General features: G+C 65.1%; 20 protein-coding genes, 1 tRNA gene and 1 pseudogene. 12 read left to right on the top strand and 10 right to left on the bottom strand.

Translation table 11 applies throughout. The annotated features are described in order from the left end of the window. Positions 1–109: 109 nt before the first annotated feature. Positions 110–364, bottom strand: a pseudogene (locus KBY83_RS04285) (DNA-3-methyladenine glycosylase); the annotation flags it as partial. Between the two features lie 77 nt (positions 365–441). Here KBY83_RS04285 and KBY83_RS04280 point away from each other — a divergent pair. Continuing rightward, entirely contained in the window at positions 442–579 is a 138-nt protein-coding gene (locus tag KBY83_RS04280) for a hypothetical protein (RefSeq protein WP_193486239.1), read from the top strand. Here the strand turns inward: KBY83_RS04280 and KBY83_RS04275 are convergent. Then, on the bottom strand, positions 573–875 hold the full coding sequence (locus KBY83_RS04275) for a glycine/sarcosine/betaine reductase component B subunit (protein WP_254998811.1): 303 nt from the start codon (positions 873–875) through the stop codon (positions 573–575). The two genes, KBY83_RS04280 and KBY83_RS04275, sit on opposite strands and share 7 nt — an antisense overlap. A 62-nt stretch (positions 876–937) precedes the next feature. On the opposite strand from KBY83_RS04275, the gene KBY83_RS04270 reads away from it, so the two are divergent. Both KBY83_RS04270 and gatC read left to right on the top strand, forming a co-directional pair. Continuing rightward, a complete protein-coding gene (locus KBY83_RS04270; RefSeq protein WP_106632306.1) occupies positions 938–1,708 on the top strand; it encodes a creatininase family protein in 771 nt (256 codons plus the stop codon). 31 nt (positions 1,709–1,739) lie between these two features. Further along, entirely contained in the window at positions 1,740–2,033 is a 294-nt protein-coding gene (gene gatC, locus KBY83_RS04265) for an Asp-tRNA(Asn)/Glu-tRNA(Gln) amidotransferase subunit GatC (RefSeq protein ID WP_254941723.1), read from the top strand. Between the two features lie 18 nt (positions 2,034–2,051). On the opposite strand, the gene crtR is transcribed toward gatC, so the two are convergent. Together crtR and KBY83_RS04255 are read right to left on the bottom strand one after the other, a co-directional pair. Continuing rightward, positions 2,052–3,077, bottom strand: a complete 1,026-nt coding sequence (gene crtR / locus KBY83_RS04260) for a beta-carotene hydroxylase (protein WP_106632304.1) — start codon at positions 3,075–3,077, stop codon at positions 2,052–2,054. 55 nt (positions 3,078–3,132) lie between these two features. Next, positions 3,133–3,214 (bottom strand) — tRNA-Leu (locus KBY83_RS04255). Positions 3,215–3,279: 65 nt separating this feature from the next. Here KBY83_RS04255 and KBY83_RS04250 point away from each other — a divergent pair. Genes KBY83_RS04250 through KBY83_RS04240 form a run of 3 tightly spaced genes read left to right on the top strand, consistent with a single transcriptional unit; the run spans position 3,280 to position 7,256 of the window. Next, positions 3,280–3,819, top strand: a complete 540-nt coding sequence (locus KBY83_RS04250) for a Ycf66 family protein (protein WP_106632303.1) — start codon at positions 3,280–3,282, stop codon at positions 3,817–3,819. A gap of 24 nt (positions 3,820–3,843) precedes the next feature. After that, positions 3,844–6,762 carry an isoleucine--tRNA ligase gene (ileS, locus tag KBY83_RS04245; RefSeq protein WP_315858936.1) on the top strand — a complete coding sequence of 973 codons (2,919 nt, stop codon included), beginning with the start codon at positions 3,844–3,846 and terminating at the stop codon, positions 6,760–6,762. After that, positions 6,732–7,256 (top strand): cupin domain-containing protein, encoded by a 525-nt coding sequence (locus tag KBY83_RS04240; protein WP_396093386.1) that lies wholly within the window; start codon positions 6,732–6,734, stop codon positions 7,254–7,256. Before ileS ends, KBY83_RS04240 begins: the two co-directional genes overlap by 31 nt. A gap of 9 nt (positions 7,257–7,265) precedes the next feature. Here the strand turns inward: KBY83_RS04240 and KBY83_RS04235 are convergent, their stop codons facing one another. Next, positions 7,266–7,592: a hypothetical protein gene (locus tag KBY83_RS04235; RefSeq protein ID WP_255018440.1), complete on the bottom strand. Its 327-nt coding sequence runs from the start codon at positions 7,590–7,592 to the stop codon at positions 7,266–7,268. Between the two features lie 45 nt (positions 7,593–7,637). Continuing rightward, positions 7,638–8,291: a DUF3177 family protein gene (locus tag KBY83_RS04230; protein ID WP_106632300.1), complete on the bottom strand. Its 654-nt coding sequence runs from the start codon at positions 8,289–8,291 to the stop codon at positions 7,638–7,640. A 35-nt stretch (positions 8,292–8,326) separates the two neighbouring features. On the opposite strand from KBY83_RS04230, the gene KBY83_RS04225 reads away from it, so the two are divergent. The 4 genes from KBY83_RS04225 to KBY83_RS04210 are packed head-to-tail and all read left to right on the top strand — an operon-like array spanning position 8,327 to position 12,587. Continuing rightward, entirely contained in the window at positions 8,327–9,595 is a 1,269-nt protein-coding gene (locus KBY83_RS04225; RefSeq protein ID WP_255018439.1) for an FIST N-terminal domain-containing protein, read from the top strand. Between the two features lie 2 nt (positions 9,596–9,597). Continuing rightward, the gene (gene trmB / locus KBY83_RS04220; RefSeq protein WP_254931353.1) at positions 9,598–10,287 is read left to right on the top strand and encodes a tRNA (guanosine(46)-N7)-methyltransferase TrmB; all 690 of its coding nucleotides are present in this window, start codon (positions 9,598–9,600) and stop codon (positions 10,285–10,287) included. 31 nt (positions 10,288–10,318) lie between these two features. Then, positions 10,319–11,614 (top strand): IctB family putative bicarbonate transporter, encoded by a 1,296-nt coding sequence (locus KBY83_RS04215; protein WP_255018451.1) that lies wholly within the window; start codon positions 10,319–10,321, stop codon positions 11,612–11,614. Further along, entirely contained in the window at positions 11,607–12,587 is a 981-nt protein-coding gene (locus KBY83_RS04210; protein WP_255018438.1) for a BadF/BadG/BcrA/BcrD ATPase family protein, read from the top strand. The genes KBY83_RS04215 and KBY83_RS04210 overlap by 8 nt, the downstream gene beginning before the upstream one ends. On the opposite strand, the gene glmM is transcribed toward KBY83_RS04210, so the two are convergent. After that, positions 12,574–13,977 carry a phosphoglucosamine mutase gene (gene glmM / locus KBY83_RS04205; protein WP_255018450.1) on the bottom strand — a complete coding sequence of 468 codons (1,404 nt, stop codon included), beginning with the start codon at positions 13,975–13,977 and terminating at the stop codon, positions 12,574–12,576. The two genes, KBY83_RS04210 and glmM, sit on opposite strands and share 14 nt — an antisense overlap. A gap of 96 nt (positions 13,978–14,073) precedes the next feature. Next, positions 14,074–14,289 carry a DUF4175 domain-containing protein gene (locus KBY83_RS04200; RefSeq protein WP_255018437.1) on the bottom strand — a complete coding sequence of 72 codons (216 nt, stop codon included), beginning with the start codon at positions 14,287–14,289 and terminating at the stop codon, positions 14,074–14,076. Between the two features lie 55 nt (positions 14,290–14,344). Here KBY83_RS04200 and KBY83_RS04195 point away from each other — a divergent pair, with 55 nt between their 5' ends. Continuing rightward, positions 14,345–16,339 carry a lytic transglycosylase domain-containing protein gene (locus tag KBY83_RS04195; RefSeq protein ID WP_255018436.1) on the top strand — a complete coding sequence of 665 codons (1,995 nt, stop codon included), beginning with the start codon at positions 14,345–14,347 and terminating at the stop codon, positions 16,337–16,339. Here the strand turns inward: KBY83_RS04195 and KBY83_RS04190 are convergent. Together KBY83_RS04190 and KBY83_RS04185 are read right to left on the bottom strand one after the other, a co-directional pair. Continuing rightward, a complete protein-coding gene (locus tag KBY83_RS04190) occupies positions 16,336–16,809 on the bottom strand; it encodes a hypothetical protein (RefSeq protein WP_106632293.1) in 474 nt (157 codons plus the stop codon). The two genes, KBY83_RS04195 and KBY83_RS04190, sit on opposite strands and share 4 nt — an antisense overlap. Next, positions 16,809–17,222 carry an NIL domain-containing protein gene (locus KBY83_RS04185; protein ID WP_255018435.1) on the bottom strand — a complete coding sequence of 138 codons (414 nt, stop codon included), beginning with the start codon at positions 17,220–17,222 and terminating at the stop codon, positions 16,809–16,811. The genes KBY83_RS04190 and KBY83_RS04185 overlap by 1 nt, the downstream gene beginning before the upstream one ends. 70 nt (positions 17,223–17,292) lie before the next feature. On the opposite strand from KBY83_RS04185, the gene KBY83_RS04180 reads away from it, so the two are divergent. Continuing rightward, the gene (locus tag KBY83_RS04180) at positions 17,293–17,865 is read left to right on the top strand and encodes a thioredoxin domain-containing protein (protein ID WP_106632291.1); all 573 of its coding nucleotides are present in this window, start codon (positions 17,293–17,295) and stop codon (positions 17,863–17,865) included. The last annotated feature ends 5 nt before the right edge of the window (positions 17,866–17,870 follow it).

Here is a 17,870-nt window from a genome sequence, read left to right as displayed (position 1 = left end):
GAAAAATATGGGAGTTTTTCTGGGAGTGGCTTGGGGGTTGGCTGGGAGACCCGTTGGCAGCACTCAAAAATCAAGCTCAGCCTGAGCTCCTTGAAGACATGGCTCGCTTGACGCAGTGGTGAATGCCATAGCTCACATAGACATAAAACCGTCCAGGCTCGCCAAACAGGGTTTCGTTGCTGGGGGAGCGGCGGCGATGCCCGTGGCAGGCGGGCTCGCTCTGGCAATACGCCTCCGTTTCCACAATCACGCCCCACAGCAACTCGCCATCCGCTTGGCGTTTCACCAGCAGGCAGCCAATGAGCTCGGGGGCGACCTGCTCGGCGGGGCGGGCGAAGAAAGCCTTCGGCAATGGATTCACCACAAGTTCGAGGTGTTGCTCGCCACTGGGAGCAGCCGCCAGCAAACTGAAGTCCTTAAGTGTCAAAACCCTGGTCCGCCATGCACACCACCGGTTTCTCCCTCGCCACCGTGCTGATCTTTGGCAGCGGCCTTTTTGTACTGGCCACCCTGTTTTTTGGCACCAAAGGCGGCTACTACGACAGCGACGACTACGACGGCAACGGCACCGCTCACTGACCCTGACTAGGCAGCCTCTCAGCCTCAGGGCAGTCTTCGGAGGTGATCACGTCATCGGGGCTGCCGCTGCGGCAGACGTAGGCCAGCCTGGTGCTGACGGCCCCGATCGAATCGAGTCGCACGCTCTCCTCCCAGCTGTGGGTTTCGTCGTCGTCTTCAGCGTCGTAGCGCAGGGTGACGAGATCCCCCTCGAGCTCCACCACCGTGGCCTCCTCAATCCAGCGCTGCTGGTCACGCAAAAACACCCACACCGGGCGCTGTTCGGCACAAAACTGATAAAGCTTGCGGTGCAGCATGGGCCGAGGCACTGCTGGCCTTCAAACATTAGCCAGTCTCCAGGCTCTACCTGCTGTTCACCATGATCCAATCCGCCAGCTCCAATGACGCCATTCGCCTGCAACTGCGTAGCTGGCCTGAGGTGGAGACCTATCTGGAAAATTGCAAGGGCGTGATCGTGCCCCTGGGCTCCACCGAGCAGCACGGCCCCACCGGCGCCATCGGCACCGATGCGCTCACGGCCGAGGCCGTGGCCCTGGAAGTGGGCCGTCGCACCGGCGTGCTGGTGACTCCGGCCCAGGCGTTCGGCATGGCCGAGCACCACTTGGGCTTTGCTGGCACCGTGAGCCTGCAACCCTCCACCCTGCTAGCCGTTCTGCACGACGTGGTGCTGTCACTTGCACGCCACGGCTTCGAGCGCATCTACGTAATCAACGGCCATGGCGGCAACATCGCCACCAGCAAGGCCGCTTTCGCCCAGGCCTATGCCACCGCCGCCGACCGGGGCCTGGCGGTGGCGCCGCGGCTGCGCTGCAAGCTGGCCAATTGGTTCATGGCTGGCCCGGTAATGCAGGAGGCGCGCAGCCTTTATGGCGCGGAAGAAGGTCACCACGCCACCCCCAGCGAAATAGCCCTCACATTGCACCTGGAGCCCAGCCTCCAGACCAAGCAGAGGCCCCTGCCTGATCCAGCCCCGGCCGGCCCCATCCACGGCCCCGAAGATTTCCGCCGCCGCCATCCGGATGGCCGCATGGGCTCAAACCCCTACCTGGCCCAGGCCAGCCATGGCGAGCGCTTCTTGGAGCTGGCCGCCACCGCCCTTGCCTCAGACCTGGAAGCCTTTCTGACCTGAGCGCTAGCGTCGGCATATCTGGTAAATCCCGATGAGCAAGATCACCGCAGACGACGTGCGCAAGGTGGCCAAGCTGGCCCGCCTAGACCTGCCGGAGGCCAAGATCGCCACTTACACCGGCCAGCTCGAGCGCATCCTCGACTACGTAGCCCACCTTGAAACAGTAGACACGGAAGGAGTACCAGCCACCACTCGAGCGGTGGAAGTAGTAAACGTCTGCCGTGAAGATCTGGTAACCCCTACGGACGTGCGCGAAGAGCTACTAAATGAAGCTCCCCAAAGGGAGGGGGACTTCATCCGCGTGCCCAAAATCGTAGCCAGCTGAGCTAAGTCAACTAACCAGTTAACGCACCGGCGAAATTGCAGTGCGATGAAGCAACTCCAGCACTCGCCTGCGGGCATGGCGGGTGGGCATTAATGCAGCAATAGGCCTAAGCTTGCTGCGCCTTTTGCGATGACTTCGAACGCCTAGGAAGATATCGTAGAGGAAGTTAAGACCATCATTCTTGGTTTCAAACAAGCCAAGCCGCTGGGGCGAACCTTTGGCATCAAGGATGGGCTTAGTGGCGTGATAAGCAGGGCGGTATTCAAACCAGGGTATAGACGGCCACAGGTGATGAATAAGGTGATAATTCTGACCCATGATCAACCAATTCATCAGTCTTCCCGGATATACGCGGGAGTTGTGCCAGCGGTTGCGCGACTGGAAGGGGCGGTGGGGCAAGTAGTCAAAGAACAGGCCCAAGGTCACTCCGACCATTAGGGCAGGGGCAAACCAGCAGTTGAAAATAAAGTCAAGAAAGCCAAATTTTGCAGCGGCCACAACTATCGCCACAAATACAACCCGGGCTAGGCCCCACTCAAACAGTTCATAACGACGCCACAAACGGCGGCGGAAGAAAAACAGCTCGTGATAGAAAAATCGTGGCGCAATCAACCACAGGGGTCCAAAAGTGCTGACGATGTGATCAGGATCGTTCTTGGGATCATTGACATGGGCATGGTGCTGCAGGTGCACCCTGGTAAAAACGGGAAAGCTGAAGCCAAGCAGCAGGGCAGCGCCATGGCCCATCACCGCATTCCAGAAGCGGTGCGGATGGGCCGCGTTGTGGCAGGCGTCGTGAATCACCGTGCCCTCTAAGTGCAGGGCCAGAAATCCGGTAGCAAGCAGCACGGGCAGGGGCCAGCCAGCCACGAACCAACCCCAAATCGTGAGGGCAGCCAAGCCGTAGCCAGCCAAAAACAGCCCAACCGTGGGGTTCCAGGCAGCAGGCGGGTCAAGAAATTCGCGCGGCACAAGCCGCGAGGGAGATGCCATTGCCCCCTCGGAGAGCACGGCGGTTGGAGAGGCGCCCAGAACCTGTGTCATCTCAGCCGAACCAGATCCCAGAACGTTGCATCAAGGCAACTTAAGAAAGTGATGATGCCCACCGGGGGACTTGAACCCCCACGACCTAAGCCACTGGTACCTAAAACCAGCGCGTCTACCAATTCCGCCAGGTGGGCAGAACGGGACTGTAGAGACAGATGCGTGGAGTCGCCCACAATGGGGGACTCCACGCCTTCTGGCCATGCTCGCCACCCTGGGTGGACTCCTGGCGCTGCTGCTGGGACTCGCCATCCTGCTGCTGCCGCTGCTGGCCACCGAACTGAGCCGGCCACGGGATTCGGCCTGGGGCGCCGTAGTGCTGCTGCTGGGCCTGGTGCTTGTAACCAGTGCCGACCGGCTCACGGGCGCACCGATGCTGGGCGTGCTTTGCGGTGGCCTACTGATCGGCAGGCTCGCAGGCGAGGTTTCCCAGGGCCGTTGGCGGCAGCTCACCGCTGAGGAGCAGCAGCGGCTTTGGTCGACGGAACGCTGGCAGACGAGCCTGCAACAAGCCGGCGCCAGCCTGGCCCATCTGCTCGCCCTCCTGACCACTGCCACTTCAGGCATGAGCCAATGGCTGACTCAGCAACGCCAGCCCAAAGCCAGTGGCAAACGCTGGGTGCGCCCGGAAGAGCCGAGCTCCACCAGCGAGATCGACAGCCTGGTGATCGACAGCCTGGTGACGGCCGAAATCCCGGAACCGCAACCGCTGCCCGAGCCCTCCAGCAGCCAGGCGGGATAATCAGCACTGCTGCCCCCAGGCGACGTGACCGCCAGCCCTGCGCCCGTCTCCTACCCCCCCTCCTACAAGGACACGCTCAACCTGCTGCAGACGCCCTTTGCGATGAGGGCCAATGCCAAGGTGCGCGAGCCGGAAATCCAGGCGTTCTGGGCCCAGCAGCGGCTCTACGAGCGCCTGAGCCAGCAGAACCCCGGCGAGGTTTTCACCCTGCACGACGGCCCTCCCTACGCCAATGGGGCCCTGCACGTGGGCCATGCCCTCAACAAAATCCTTAAGGACATCATCAATAAAACCGCCCTGCTGCAGGGCAAGCGGGCGCGGTTTGTGCCTGGCTGGGATTGCCACGGCCTACCAATCGAACTCAAGGTGCTGCAGGGGCTCAGCAGCAGCGACCGGGCCGAGCTCACCCCGGTAACGCTGCGCCAGAAGGCCCACGCCTACGCCCTCGAGCAGGTGGAGGGCCAGAAGCGCGGCTTCCTCCGCTGGGGCATCTGGGCTGACTGGGAAACGCCCTATCTCACTTTGCAGAAGGACTACGAGGCCGCCCAGATCGGCGTTTTTGGCGCCATGGTGCTTGCTGGCCACATTTATCGAGGCCTCAAGCCGGTGCACTGGAGCCCCAGCTCCCGCACCGCCCTGGCCGAAGCCGAACTCGAATATCCCGACGGCCACACCTCCCCCAGCGTTTTCGCGGCCTTCCCGGTGGTGGCGCTACCCGAGGCCCTGGCCACCCAATTAGAAACAGCTGGCCTGACGGCCAAGGCGGCCACAGGGGCTGGCGGCCTGGCAGTGGCTATCTGGACCACCACCCCCTGGACGCTGCCGGCCAACCTGGCGGTGTCGGTGAATGGGCGGCTCGACTACGCCATCTGCGCAGTGGCGGCCAGGGGCGACGCCCCCACCCCAGCCGCCAGCCACCTGGTGGTAGCCGCTGAGCTGATTGAGAGCCTGCAAATCAGCCTGGGGCTCGAGCTCACTCCTCTTTTAAGCCTTAAGGGCAGCGAGCTAGAGGGAATTACTTACCGCCATCCGCTGCTGGAGCGCACCAGCCCGGTGGTAATCGGCGGCGACTACATCACCACCGAGGCCGGCACGGGCCTGGTTCACACCGCCCCGGGCCACGGCGTAGACGACTTCAACACCGGCAAGAAATACGGCTTGCCTGTGCTCTGCCCCGTGGATGAGGCCGGCAACCTCACCGCCGAAGCCGGGCCCTTTGCTGGCACCAACGTGCTCAAGGACGCCAACCCAGCGATCCTCAGTGCCCTAGAAGCCACCGGCCTGCTGCTCAAGCAAGAGCGCTACGAACACCGCTACCCCTACGACTGGCGCACCAAAAAACCGACGATCTTCCGCGCCACCGAGCAATGGTTTGCCTCAGTGGAGGGCTTCCGCGCCGCCGCTCTCGGGGCCATCGACGAGGTGGATTGGCTGCCGGCCAGCGGCCGCAACCGAATTGAAGCGATGGTGAGCGATCGGGGCGACTGGTGCATCAGCCGCCAGCGCACCTGGGGCGTGCCGATCCCCGTCTTTTATCATCGCGAAACGGGTGAGGTGCTACTCAACGAAGCCACCCTGGGCCACATCCAAGCCCTGATCGCCGAGCACGGTGCGGATGTGTGGTGGCAGCGCGATGAGGCAGGCCTGCTGCCTGAGGCCTACGCCGCCGAAGCCAGCCACTGGCGCAAGGGCAGCGACACCATGGACGTGTGGTTTGACTCAGGCTCCTCCTGGGCTGGCGTGCTCCAAGAGCGCGGCCTTCACTACCCCGCCGATCTCTACCTGGAAGGCAGCGATCAGCACCGCGGCTGGTTCCAGAGCAGCTTGCTCACCTCGGTCGCGGTTAACGGCCACGCCCCCTACAAGCGGGTGCTCACCCACGGCTTCACCCTCGATGAGAAGGGCCGCAAGATGAGCAAATCGCTGGGCAACGTCGTCGATCCGGCGGTGTTGGTAGAGGGCGGCAAGAACGAAAAGCAAGAGCCGGCCTACGGCGCCGATGTGCTGCGGCTGTGGGTGAGCTCGGTGGACTACTCGGCCGACGTGCCGCTGGGGCCTGGGATCGTCAAGCAGCTGGCGGATGTGTACCGCAAGGTCCGCAACACGGCCCGCTACCTGCTGGGCAACCTGCACGACTTTGCACCAGACCGCGATGCCGTGCCCTACGACCAGCTGCCCCTGCTGGATCAGTGGATGCTGCAGCGCACCGCCGCCCTGATCGACAGCGTGACGGGAGACTTCGAGCGCTATGAGTTTTACCGCTTCTTCCAGGCCCTGCAGAACTTCTGCGTGGTGGACCTCTCCAACGTCTACCTCGACATCGCCAAGGACCGCCTCTATGTGAGCGGAGCCGATGAGTTCCGCCGCCGCAGCTGCCAAACGGTGCTGAGCCTGGTGCTGGAGCGTCTCGCGGGGCTGATCGCACCGGTGCTCTGCCATATGGCCGAGGACATCTGGCAAAACCTGCCCTATCCGGTAGCCGAAACCTCGGTATTCGAACGGGGCTGGCCCACGGCCCCCGATGGCTGGCGCCAAGCGCAACTGGAGGCGCCGATGGAGCGAATCCTGGAATTGCGATCTTTGGTGAATCGCCAACTGGAGAGCTGCCGCTCCAGCGGCCAGCTCGGTGCTTCGCTGGAAGCCCAGGTGCAGCTGGAGCTGGAAGCAGGCAGCACCAACACGGCGGAATCCCTGAGCTGGCTGGCCAGCTCAAGCCACCCCAGCGTCGACAACCTGGCCGATTGGCTGCTGGTGTCGGGCCTCAAGGAAGGCGGCGTAGCGCCTGCCGAGCTGCTGGCCGAAGCCAGCGCAAACGGCATCACGGTGCGCATTGCCAAGGCCGAAGGCCAAAAATGCGAGCGCTGCTGGCATTACGAGAGCGACATCGGCCAGCACAGCGCCCATCCCAGCCTCTGCGGTCGCTGCGTGGCGGTGCTGTCCTGAACGCCAAGGCACTGATTGAGCGGCTGGAACTCCAGCCCCATCCGGAGGGTGGCCACTACCGCGAGACCTACCGGTCAAGTGAGGTGGTGGAAACGCCGCGGGGAGCCAGGGCCGCCAGCACGGCGATCTTGTATTTACTGGCCGCAGGCGAGTGGTCCAGCTGGCATCGGATCTGCTCCGATGAGGCCTGGCACCACCATGGCGGCGACGGGCTCCTGATCTATCAACTCCACCCGGATGGCCAGGCTTGCGTCAGCAGGCTTGGGCTTGATCTAAGCGCCGGAGAACAGCCCCAGGTTGTAGTGCCTGCTGGCAGCTGGTTCGCAGCTGAACCCGTAGCTGGAAACACCACATGGAGCCTGGTGGGCTGCACAGTGGCCCCAGGCTTTGATTTCGTCGATTTCGAACTAGCCAGCCAGACCCAGCTGCAGTGCCACGCCGCCCAGCTGGAATCCTGCTGCAGTGATTGGCGCCGCCTGGTTGGTATGGGCTGATCTGGGGGCTCAATCCCAACCGCCGGATTCAAGGAAAACCTCAGGGGAAACTGGCCCAGCCAACAGCTGTTCCGAAGCCGGATTCAGGGGGGCCTGCAGTAATTCAGCTGTTTCGATCACCGCACCCTCGGGCAGCAGTGGCTGGTCGGGATCGAAATCGGTGGGGTGGGTGGTGCTGCTCGAAAAACCGCGAAAAATCAGCAGCTCGTAGGGCTCAAGCGGACCTGCCGCCAAATGAAGTTGGCCCCTGAGCCGCAGCACCCGATCGGGCCGCTCCCGGCTCAATTCTTCCAGCCTGGCCAGCAGGGCCATCGCAGATGCAGCGGACAGGGTCATGGCGGCAGAGGAAGCTTGGCTGCAAAGAAAGCAAAGGGCTGATCCTTAGAAATCTCCAGCGATTCGCCCCTGCTTGGGCAAGCGCACCAGCAGCCATTGCAACAGTCCCACCACATAGGCAACCAAACCCACGTAACCGATGAAGGCGGCCACGGCAGGGGTCCATTCGCCGCCAAAAATGAAGGCAAACAGCCCCTCAACATGCCGGTGCAGGCCAAGGGGCGGCTGAATCCAAGCGGCGCAACGGGGCTGGGCCAAGCCTCCGGGGCCCAAACAGCCCAGGGCCGTGGCAGTAAGCAGGGCGCCAAGCACTGCCCACGCCGTGAGACTCCAGCGCCAGATGCGCAGGGTCAGGGGCAAGGGACGCCAGGGCGGCAGGTCGGCCAGCTCCTCGTTGAGATCCACCCAGAACCAGACGCTCAGCACCACCAGTAGCTGGGCCAGCAGCAAAACCACAAAGCCAAGGGGCCTCCGGTCGGTGAGCAGCAGGGTTGCAAGCAGCAACAGGCTGGCCACCTTCCAATAAATCCCCAGCAGGCGCACCAAGGATCCCTCCTTGCGTACCGACGCCCAGATCAGGAGCACTAGGGGCAAGCCGACGCTGAACAGCATCGCCAGGCGGACATCGAGCCACACCAAGGAGCGGTACAGAGGTTCTGGTAGGGCGGCGAGCACGCGTGTGGTTCGGTAAGGCGCCATTATCCGCGTCCCCGGCAAGCGATAGGGTCCAGGTCATGGCCGCCTTCTCCCTGCCCAGCTGGCTCTCCCGCACCTTCGGAGCCCGTCCAGCCCAGGCCTGGTGCCGCACCGCCCTGGCCAGCGAAACCTCGCTGCAGGCGTCGGTTGAAGAGATCGCCAGCCATCTGCGGGGGGCCGGTCCAGCAGATCTGGCCTTGGTCTTCGTCGCAGCCAGCTACGCCAGCGACCTGCCCCGGCTGCTGCCCCTACTTCAGGGGAAACTCTCAGCCAGCCATTGGCTTGGCTGCCTGGGCGGTGGGGTGGTGGGCACCGATGCTGGCGGCACCCCCCATGAGCTGGAGAACAAACCAGCCCTGAGTGTCACCCTGCTGCGCCTACCCGGCGCCGAGCTCCACCCTTTTGCGATTGATACCGACTCCCTTCCCGACCTCGACGGCCCGGCTGATCCCTGGCGCGACCTGCTCGATGCGCCAGCAGCTCCCAGCCCCTCGATGCTGCTGCTGGTGGATCCCAGCTGCTCCCGAATCAACGATCTGATCAGTGGCCTGGATTACGCCTGTCCAGGGGCGGCGAAAATTGGCGGCGTCGCTGGCCCCCACAGTGCCGGCCATGGCTCCCTGCTGTTTGGAGATCAGGTGGTTCGCGGTGCCGTCGGCTGCCTCATTGGTGGAGCCTGGCAACTCGATCCGGTGGTGGCCCAGGGCTGCCGGCCGATCGGGCCGGTTTTTGATGTGGAGCAAGTTCAGCGCAACGTAGTGCTGGAGGTGAGCCAGGGCCAGGCCCGCCGCAGCCCTGTGGCAGCGCTTCAGTCGATCCTCACGGATCTGAATCCCGAGGAGCGGGAGCTGGTGAAGCACTCGCTGTTTCTGGGCGTGGGCCGTAGCAACTTCAGCCTCAGCGCCGCAGATCCAGATGGTCCCACCGCTTTTCTGGTGCGCAACCTGCTTGGTGTCGACCCCCGCAACGGCGCCGTAGCCGTGGCTGAACGGATGCGGGTGGGACAACAGGTGCAGTTCCAACTGCGCGATGCCAGCACCTCCAGACTGGAACTGCGCCAGCTGCTGACCAGCCAGCGGGGTCGCAACCCGGAGCCCCTAGCCGCCCTGCTGTTTGCCTGCCTAGGCCGTGGCGTTGGGCTCTACGGCAGCGCCGATGGCGACGTGGAGCTGTGCCGGGAAGTGTTTGATCAGGTGCCCATCGCCGGATCGTTCTGCAACGGCGAAATCGGCCCGGTCGCCGGTAGCACCCATCTGCACGGCTACACCGCCAGCCTGGCCTTCCTGGTGCCGCGCGGAGAGGGCTGAAGGTGCGTCAGCACGTCAATCCGCTCAGCCGCTTTTTCCAGCTACCCCGGCCCCTGCCGCCGCCAGCCGAGCTTTTCAGTCAGCCGGATCTCCCCCTCCATCTGGACATTGGCTGCGCCCGCGGCCGCTTCCTACTGGCCCTGGCCCAGCACCAGCCCAACTGCAACCATCTAGGTGTTGAAATCCGCCGGCCATTGGTGGATGCCGCCGAAGCCGACCGCCAGGCCCTGGGGCTCGGCAACCTCCACTACCTGTTCTGCAACGCCAACATCAGCCTGCAGGACTGGCTGGTGGCCCTGCCAGCCGGGCTGCTGCAGCGGGTGACCATCCAGTTTCCAGATCCCTGGTTTAAGCAAAAGCATCAAAAGCGGCGGGTGCTGCAGCCCGCCCTCCTGCTGGCCCTGGCCGAGGCGCTGGGGCCTGGCCGTGAGCTGTTTATTCAGAGCGATGTGCTGGCGGTGATCACACCGATGGTGCAGCTGATCGAGGCCAGCGGCGGCTTCGATCGCCCGGCCGCCGATGGGCGCCCCTGGCGTGCCGGCAACCCCCTGGCGGTTCCAACGGAGCGCGAAACCTACGTGCTGAGCCAGGGGTTGCCGGTCTACCGGGTGCTCTACCAACGCAACGACCGCAACCTGGAAGGCCTGACCAACCTGGAAGATCAGCTCGAAGCGGTTGATAATCGGGCCTGAAGCCAGGCTGCACCCCTTGAGCGCCCCCCCAATGCCAATTTTGTTGCGCTGGCAGGGCTGCCTGCAGCGCGCTGACAGTGGTCCCCTGGGGCGGCAGCTAACTCTGATAGCCGGCCTGGTGCTCTGCGCCCTGATGGTTGGCCTGCCCCTGGTAACCCGCAGCGGCCTCAGCCTGCTGGTGCTGGCCAGTGGCCTCCTATGGCTGCTGCTGGCCCTGACCACTACCCCTGGACCCCTGGTGGAGATCGACCGCTGGATTCTGGGGATCCTGGCCATCGCCCTGCTGGCCACAGGTTTCTCACCGGTGCCCCTGGCCGCCGCCAAGGGGCTGGTCAAACTTGTGAGCTACCTGGGCGTTTACGCCCTGATGCGCCAACTGCTGACCCTGGCTCCGGTCTGGTGGGACCGGATCGTGGCTGCGCTGCTGGCTGGAAACCTGGTCACCTGCGTGATCGGTATCCGCCAGCTCTACGGCGATAGCGGCGAACTAGCCCGCTGGGCTGACCCCAACTCCGTGGCCGATGGCACGGTGCGCATTTACAGCACCCTCGAAAACCCCAACCTGCTGGCGGGTTATCTGCTGCCGGTGCTGCCCCTAGCCCTCGTGGCCCTGCTGCGCTGGCCGGGGCGAGCCCGCAAGCTCTTTGCTCTCACTGCCCTGGTGCTGGGCGTCGCCGCCCTGGTGCTCACCTTCAGCCGCGGCGCCTGGATGGGTTTGGTGGCCGAGGCGGCAGTGATCTTGCTGCTGCTAGCCGTGCGGGCCACCCGGGCCTGGCCCTTGCTCTGGCGGCGCCTGTTTCCCTTGCTGCTGCTGCTAGGCGGGGCCGCCCTGCTCGTGATGCTAGTTACCCAGGTGGAGCCTCTGCGAGTGCGGGTGATGAGCCTGGTGGCCGGCCGGCAAGACAGCTCCAACAACTTCCGCATCAACGTCTGGCTTGCAGTGCTGGATATGGTCCAGGCCCGCCCGTGGCTTGGCATCGGCCCCGGCAACGACGCTTTTAACCAGATCTATCCGCTGTTTCAGCAACCCAAGTTCAACGCGCTCAGCGCCTACTCCATCCCCCTGGAGCTGGCGGTAGAAGCCGGCATTCCTGGCCTGCTGGCCGGGATCGGCCTGCTGCTGGCCAGCCTGCGCAGCGCCACCAGCCTCTGGCGCAGGGATAGCTGCTTCAGCCTGCCGGCCCTGGCGGCGATCGCCGTAATTTCTGGGCTCACGGTGCAGGGACTAACCGACACGATCTTTTTCCGGCCGGAGGTGCAACTGAGCGGCTGGTTTTGCATCGCCACCCTGGCGGCCGGAGCTAGCCGCGCCGAAGGTCGTGGCTGAGCCAAGCCTGATTGCCGGCTTCGACGCTGGCCAAACCCACACCAGCTGTCGCCTTAGCGATGCCTGCAGTGGTGAGCTGCTAGGTGAAGGCCAGGGGCCTGGGGTGTGCCACCTGGCCGCAGCCGACGGCCCCACCCGCTTCCGCCAGGCCCTTCAAGGCAGCCTGGCGCAGGCCCGCCTGCATCTGCCGCACGCCGGCACGCCCCTGCTAGCCGCCGGCATTGGCGCCAGCGGCATCGAAGTGGGCAGCTCCGTCCAGGAGCTGGGCCGGCAGCTGGCGGCCGAGGCCCTGCAATTACCCCTGGAGCGCGTAGTAGTCACGGGAGATGAGCGCACTGCCCTGCGCGGAGCTATGGGCAACCACCACCAGGGCGGCGCAGGCATCCTGTTGATCAGCGGCACTGGCACCATCGCCGTTGGGCGCAATCCGGCAGGCCAGGAACACCGCTGCTCCGGCTGGGGCTGGCTGCTAGATGGGGCTGGCTCGGCCACGGACATCGGCCGGGATGGCCTAGCCCTCAGCTTGGCGATGGCGGATGGACGGCAGCCCGATTCGCCCCTGCGAGCCCGGATCTGGGCAGGACTGAATGTGAGCACAGGCGACCCCCAGGCCGCTCAGGCCATCAAAGCTTTGGTTGTAGAGCCTGGCTTCGGGGCCGCAGGCTTTGCCCGCCTGGCACCGCTGGTGGCAGTCGCCGCTAGCGAGGGTGATGCTGGCGCCGCCGCCGTTGTGGAGCGCTCCGCCCAGGCCCTGGCATTAATGGCAGCAACCATCTGCACAAGGCTGCAGCTAGATGCCCCGCGAGTGTGGCCCATGGGCGGGGCGCTGGAGCACCTTGCCTTGCTGCGCTGCCGGCTGGAGGCCTGCCTTAGGGAGTGCTGCCCAGGCGCTCAACTGCAGGTCCCCGCCGCAGATGCCTGCAGCGGAGCCCTGAGCCTGGCTCGGGAATGCCTGGAAGCTAGGCCGCGTTGAGGTGCTGCTCCGCTGCGGCGGCCAGCTGGCTTGACCAGTGGTCCACCAGCTGCTGATCGGCGGCCTCCACCATCACCCGCAAAAGTGGTTCGGTGCCACTGGCACGCACCAGCACCCGGCCCTGTCCCTCCATCGCAATCTCCGCCTGCTCCACGGCGAGCCGCAGCGGCTCGCAGGCTTGCCACTGCTGGCGCCGTTGCCGGTCTGGCACCGTCACATTCAACAGGGTCTGGGGGTAGGGCTTGAAACTGCTATTCATCCAGTCGGCCAGTGATTGGCCACTGCGGTGCAACAACGTGGCCACCTGCAAAGCGGTGAGCAGCCCATCGCCACTCATGCCATGGCGGGCCGACAAAATATGGCCCGACTGCTCGCCACCCAGGCCAGCGCCCATCTGCTCCATCGCCTGGTGGACGTATTGATCACCAACGGCGGTGCGCTCGAGCACCCCTCCCTTGGCCTGCCAGGCACGCTCAAAGCCGAGGTTTGACATCACCGTGGCAACGATGCGATTGGCCGGCAACTGGCCCGCATCAAGCAGGGACGATCCCCAGAGGTAAAGGATCTGGTCACCATCCACCACCCGGCCCCGGCCATCCACCGCCAGCATCCGATCTGCATCGCCATCGAAGCCAAAACCCATGCTGGCTCCGCTCTCCAGCACCGCGCGTCTGAGCGGCTCAAGGTGGGTGCTGCCGCAGTCCACGTTGATGCGGGTTCCATCCGGCTTGCCGTGCAAGACGGTGAGTTCAGCGCCTAAGGCCCGAAACGCCGCCTCTCCACAGGCAGAAGCCGAGCCCCAACAAAGGTCCAGCACAATCTTGCAACCTTCCAAGCGCCGACCCATCACGCTCGCCACCAAGGACCGCTGGTAGTCGGCTAGTAAATCGGGGCGGTCGTGCACAACTCCTGTGCCCAAGAAGCCGCCGGAAGCACCTATTGCCGGTCCAGCCCCAACCCCCTGCAGCCCAGCCTCGATCGCCTGCTGCTGGCCGCGGCTCAGCTTGGCGCCGGAGGCCCCAAACACCTTGATGCCGTTGTCTTCAGGGGGGTTGTGGCTGGCGGACACCATCAGACCGCCAGCCGCGCCAAGACGGCGAATGGCGCCAGGAATCGCTGGCGTAGGGCATAGCCCCAGGGTCCATACCTCCCTACCTGCAGCCGTGAGCCCGGCGGTGAGCGCCGCCACCAGCATCGGGCCACTGCTACGGGAATCCATGCCGATGAGCACCGGCGCCCCCTGGGGCAACACCTGGCCGCACCAGAAGCCAACCTGCAAAGCCAAAGCCGGGCTCACCTGGGTTCCCACCCGGCCGCGGATGCCATCGGTCCCGAAACCGGCCACACCCCGCAGGGGCAGGCCAACGGGATGGGGAGCCAGGTCGGCCATGGGCAGCAGCAGATGCCTCAGTGGCGTCCAGGTTACGTGGGCTGCTGCAAAGCGCTCACCATGGCTGGCCTGGGCCAGGTAAGGGCCTGAGCCCATTCAGCGCCAGCGGCGTGGCCACCAGATCCAGAGCACCAGTTCGCCAATCGTCCAGAGCAGCAGCGCACCAACCACCCAGCCCGGCAGCCAGCTCAATGGCCAAAAGGGGCGCAGCAGCAGCACCAGGCCCGATACCGCCAGCACCCGCAGAGCCCGCAACCGCTGCTCAGCCCCAGGCAAGGTGGAGAGATAGAGGGGTAGGGAGGGCAGGCGCACCAGCTAAGTGGGATTCACACCTCCCCAGAATGCCGAAGCTGCGCCGCTATTGCCCTTGGCTCGCCTCCCCCTGCTACTGGCCCTCACTTGCTTGGGCAGCGGCGCCGCCTTGGTGGGCGGCAGGGCACTACTGACCATGATTCCCGCGCCAGACCCCAGCACACCCACCCCAACCCTGGAGCACCTGCGGCGGTTCTCGCCCGATCCGGAGCGGCGGCGGGAGGCCAGCTTGCTGCTGCTGCCGCGCCAGGCAAAAGGCGACCTAGCCGGCGAGCGCCGGTTGCTGCGCGGCCAGGGCTGGGGTGGCGATGAGCTAGCCGCCCTGGTGCTCAAACGCGATGCCCTGGCCGCCGAAGCCATGGGTGATCAGGCAGCCGCCCAGCAACGCTGGCAGCAGCTTGTGCGGCGCTTCCCAGACACGCCCGCCTCAGCAGATGGGCTTTATGCCCTGGGCCGGCAGCAGCCCCAGCTACGGCAGAAACTACGCAGCCGCTTCGCCGCCCATCCCGCGGCCCTAGCAGCCGCCGTGGAGGCGGGCCCGAGCGACGCAGATCGCCTCCAGGCAGCCCTGCACCTGGCCCGTCACGGTGTGCGCTGGCCCGGTGCAGGGCCACGCTTGCGCCAGGCCTGCCAGAGCACGCCCGCAGCAGCTACCCCCAGCCAGCGGGACCAATTGGCCAGGGGCCTGGCCCAGCTAGGCGACTCGGCCGCTGCCCTGAGCTGCCTCAAGGGCAGTCCACCGAGCCCAGCAACCCAGCTAGCCCTCAGCCGGGCCCTGCTCCGTGGCGGCAGCCAACAGCAGGCCCAGGCCGAAAGTCTGCTGCTGCAACTGGCCAAATCCGCGCCGCGCTCCAGCCAGGCCAGCGAGGCCGCAGCCCTGCTCAGCGAACAGCCCGGGCCCAGGGCTCTCCAGGCCTTGAAGGGGCTGCCCTCTGCCCTGCAAGACACGGCCCCGGTGCAGGCGCGGCGGGCGATGGAGAGTGGCGACATCGCCGCGACGCTGGCGGTGCTGCAGCGCTGGCCCAACGATCCAGCCAGCTGGGAACTGCAGTGGCAGCAAGCCCGCCAGGCCCTGCTCAAGCGCCAATGGGCAACGGCCACAACGCTGCTGAGTGCGCCGATCGGTCGCGAATTGCCGGTGGGGCTGGTGGGACGCCAGCGCTTCTGGCTGGGTTTCAGCCAGAAGCAGCAAGGCGCCACCGCCAAAGCACAACGCACCTGGAGTGATCTGATCAAACAGCATCCCGGCGGCTACTACGGCTGGCGGGCGGCGGTGCGCCTAGGCCGCGGCGATCTCAACCTCGATCCCCGCAGCAGTCCGGCCCTCGTACAACCCCAATGGCACCCCCTGGGCAGCGGCGACTGGCAGATCGACCGGCTCTGGCGCCTGGGCCAACCCCTGGAAGCCTGGGAGCACTGGCGCACGGAGCGGAGTTCCCCCCCCACTAGTCCCCAGGAGCTGATTACGGAAGGCCGGCTACGCCGGGCCGTGGGAGACCACTGGATAGGACTCGGCCAACTCGAGCAAGCCAGCCTGCGCCTACCGGTGAATGCAAACTGCGCCCTGGCCCAACAGCTTGAGCTCGACCTGCAAACCGCCAGCTTCGTGGCGGAGCTCGAGGAGGCTGGCTCAACCGCCGGGGTACCGGCAACCCTGCTGGCAGCCGTAGCAAAACAGGAATCGCGCTTCAGCCCCGGGGTGAGCTCCGGCGCCGGTGCCATCGGCTTGCTGCAACTGATGCCGGCCACCGCCGCCGAACTAGCCGGCACGCCCCTGGCAGCCGATGACCTCACCGACCCAGCCCGCAATGCCCAGTTAGGCGCGCTCTACCTAAAGCAACTGCTGGGCCAGTGGCAGGGCAACCCCGTGCTGATGGCTGCCAGCTACAACGCCGGCACCGGTGCCACCGCTGGCTGGGTGACACCCCAACTGCAACAGGAACCGGAGCTATGGATAGAGGCCATCCCCTACCCGGAAACCCGGCTGTACGTCAAAAAAGTGCTCGGCAACTTTTGGAACTTTCAAGAGAGGCCGCTGGCTAGCTGCTAGCCACCGCTTGCCAGCCAGCGGCCCACCCATGCCCCTGACAAAACGAGCACACCCAGCACCCCTGCCAGGAGCACCGGCGGGGGTGCCACCCGAATCCGAGCTAGATCGAGGCGTGCCAACAACACAGTGGTGCCCAGGATCAGCACATTTGTGAGCACTTTGAGGTGGAGCAGATAGAGGCCACCCACCGTGACGATCAACAGGCTGATCACCAGGCTCATCACCCGACTGGCGGCCATCAAATTGGAAATCCGCTGCAGCAGCAGGTCGGGCATGGTGCACACCACCACCACCAGCAAGGCGTGGAGACAGTCAAGCGACCAGAACAAGCTGGATAACTGCCCCATCCCCGACGCTGCCGCACCCTCGAGCGGCTGGCTCCACTGCAAGCCCTCGTAAACGGATATCACTACCAGCACCAGCAGCATCGGCGCCCGCAAGGGCAGCAACAGCAGACGCAACATCGCCATCACGGGGGAGCCAGCACCAGGGAAATCGCATCCAGAGGGCAACTCGGAATGCACTGTTCGCACACCAAGCAGCGTTGCGCATCGAATTGCAGCTGCCAAGCCGGCTGGGTCAAGCTGAGGGCACCGCTGGGGCAAACGCTCGAGCAGAGGCCGCAGTCAACACAGAGACCGTGGTCTACGTCTATCTGACCAGGCGCCCGGTTGAGGCCTAGTCCCTGACTTTCTAGCCAGGCTTCCGCCGCCGTTAGTTCGTCGATGTCTCCTGAGAGCTCCACCACCATGGTGCCGCTCTGGTTGGGGGAAATCTGGGCGCGCAGGATCTTGGCGGCGATATCGAAATCCACCGCCAGCCGATAGGTGATCGGCTGATGCACCGCTTCGCGGGGAAAGTGCAGGGTTAGGCGCCGTTTCACGAGGATCCGGTTCGCGGGAAAAGCACGCTTACCTCTGCAAAACGCTAGCAAGCACTGGCAAAGTGCAGTCATGACCAACTCCACCCCGAATTCCGGCCTGGGGCCAAGCGAACGGCTGCTGCTAGTCGTGCTGGCGGCCCTACTGGCAGCGGGCCTGCTGTGGTTCCGGGGCGGACTGAATCCGGAGGCTCCCCTGGAGCGCTTGGCGCGCCAATCCCTGGATCTACCCGTGGCCTTGCGCAATGGCAAGCCAACGCTGGTGGAGTTCTACGCCGACTGGTGCGACGCCTGCCGCACCATGGCTCCGGCAATGGAAACGATCGAAGCCCAACACCGCGGCCAACTCGATGTGGTGCTGCTCAACGTTGACAATCCCCGCTGGCAGCCGGAGCTGGAGCGCTACGACGTCAACGGCATTCCCCAACTAGAGCTGTTCAATGCTGCCGGTGAAGCGGTGGGCCGCTCGATTGGCGCCCGCAGCCTCAACGAATTGCGCGCTCTCAGCAGCGCCCTGATCGCCGGCGAACCCCTGCCGGCCCTAGCCGGAGTGGGTGCCGTCAGCAACCTGAGCCAACCCGCTGGCGAAGTTGCGGCAGCGGAGCCAGCTACTGCCACGATGGCCGGACCCCGCAGTCACGGTTGACGCCC

Source organism: Cyanobium sp. WKJ7-Wakatipu, assembly GCF_024345355.1.
Classification (GTDB): domain Bacteria; phylum Cyanobacteriota; class Cyanobacteriia; order PCC-6307; family Cyanobiaceae; genus Cyanobium_A; species Cyanobium_A usitatum.
This window is presented reverse-complemented; position numbering and strand designations above follow the sequence as displayed.

Coding starts and splice junctions, on each gene's coding strand:
- KBY83_RS04280 (WP_193486239.1), top strand. CDS start 442: ATGCACACCACCGGTTTCTCCCTCGCCACCGTGCTGATCTTTGGCAGC.
- KBY83_RS04275 (WP_254998811.1), bottom strand. CDS start 875: ATGCTGCACCGCAAGCTTTATCAGTTTTGTGCCGAACAGCGCCCGGTG.
- KBY83_RS04270 (WP_106632306.1), top strand. CDS start 938: ATGATCCAATCCGCCAGCTCCAATGACGCCATTCGCCTGCAACTGCGT.
- gatC (WP_254941723.1), top strand. CDS start 1,740: ATGAGCAAGATCACCGCAGACGACGTGCGCAAGGTGGCCAAGCTGGCC.
- crtR (WP_106632304.1), bottom strand. CDS start 3,077: ATGACACAGGTTCTGGGCGCCTCTCCAACCGCCGTGCTCTCCGAGGGG.
- KBY83_RS04250 (WP_106632303.1), top strand. CDS start 3,280: ATGCTCGCCACCCTGGGTGGACTCCTGGCGCTGCTGCTGGGACTCGCC.
- KBY83_RS04235 (WP_255018440.1), bottom strand. CDS start 7,592: ATGACCCTGTCCGCTGCATCTGCGATGGCCCTGCTGGCCAGGCTGGAA.
- KBY83_RS04230 (WP_106632300.1), bottom strand. CDS start 8,291: ATGGCGCCTTACCGAACCACACGCGTGCTCGCCGCCCTACCAGAACCT.
- KBY83_RS04225 (WP_255018439.1), top strand. CDS start 8,327: ATGGCCGCCTTCTCCCTGCCCAGCTGGCTCTCCCGCACCTTCGGAGCC.
- KBY83_RS04215 (WP_255018451.1), top strand. CDS start 10,319: ATGCCAATTTTGTTGCGCTGGCAGGGCTGCCTGCAGCGCGCTGACAGT.
- glmM (WP_255018450.1), bottom strand. CDS start 13,977: ATGGCCGACCTGGCTCCCCATCCCGTTGGCCTGCCCCTGCGGGGTGTG.
- KBY83_RS04190 (WP_106632293.1), bottom strand. CDS start 16,809: ATGGCGATGTTGCGTCTGCTGTTGCTGCCCTTGCGGGCGCCGATGCTG.
- KBY83_RS04180 (WP_106632291.1), top strand. CDS start 17,293: ATGACCAACTCCACCCCGAATTCCGGCCTGGGGCCAAGCGAACGGCTG.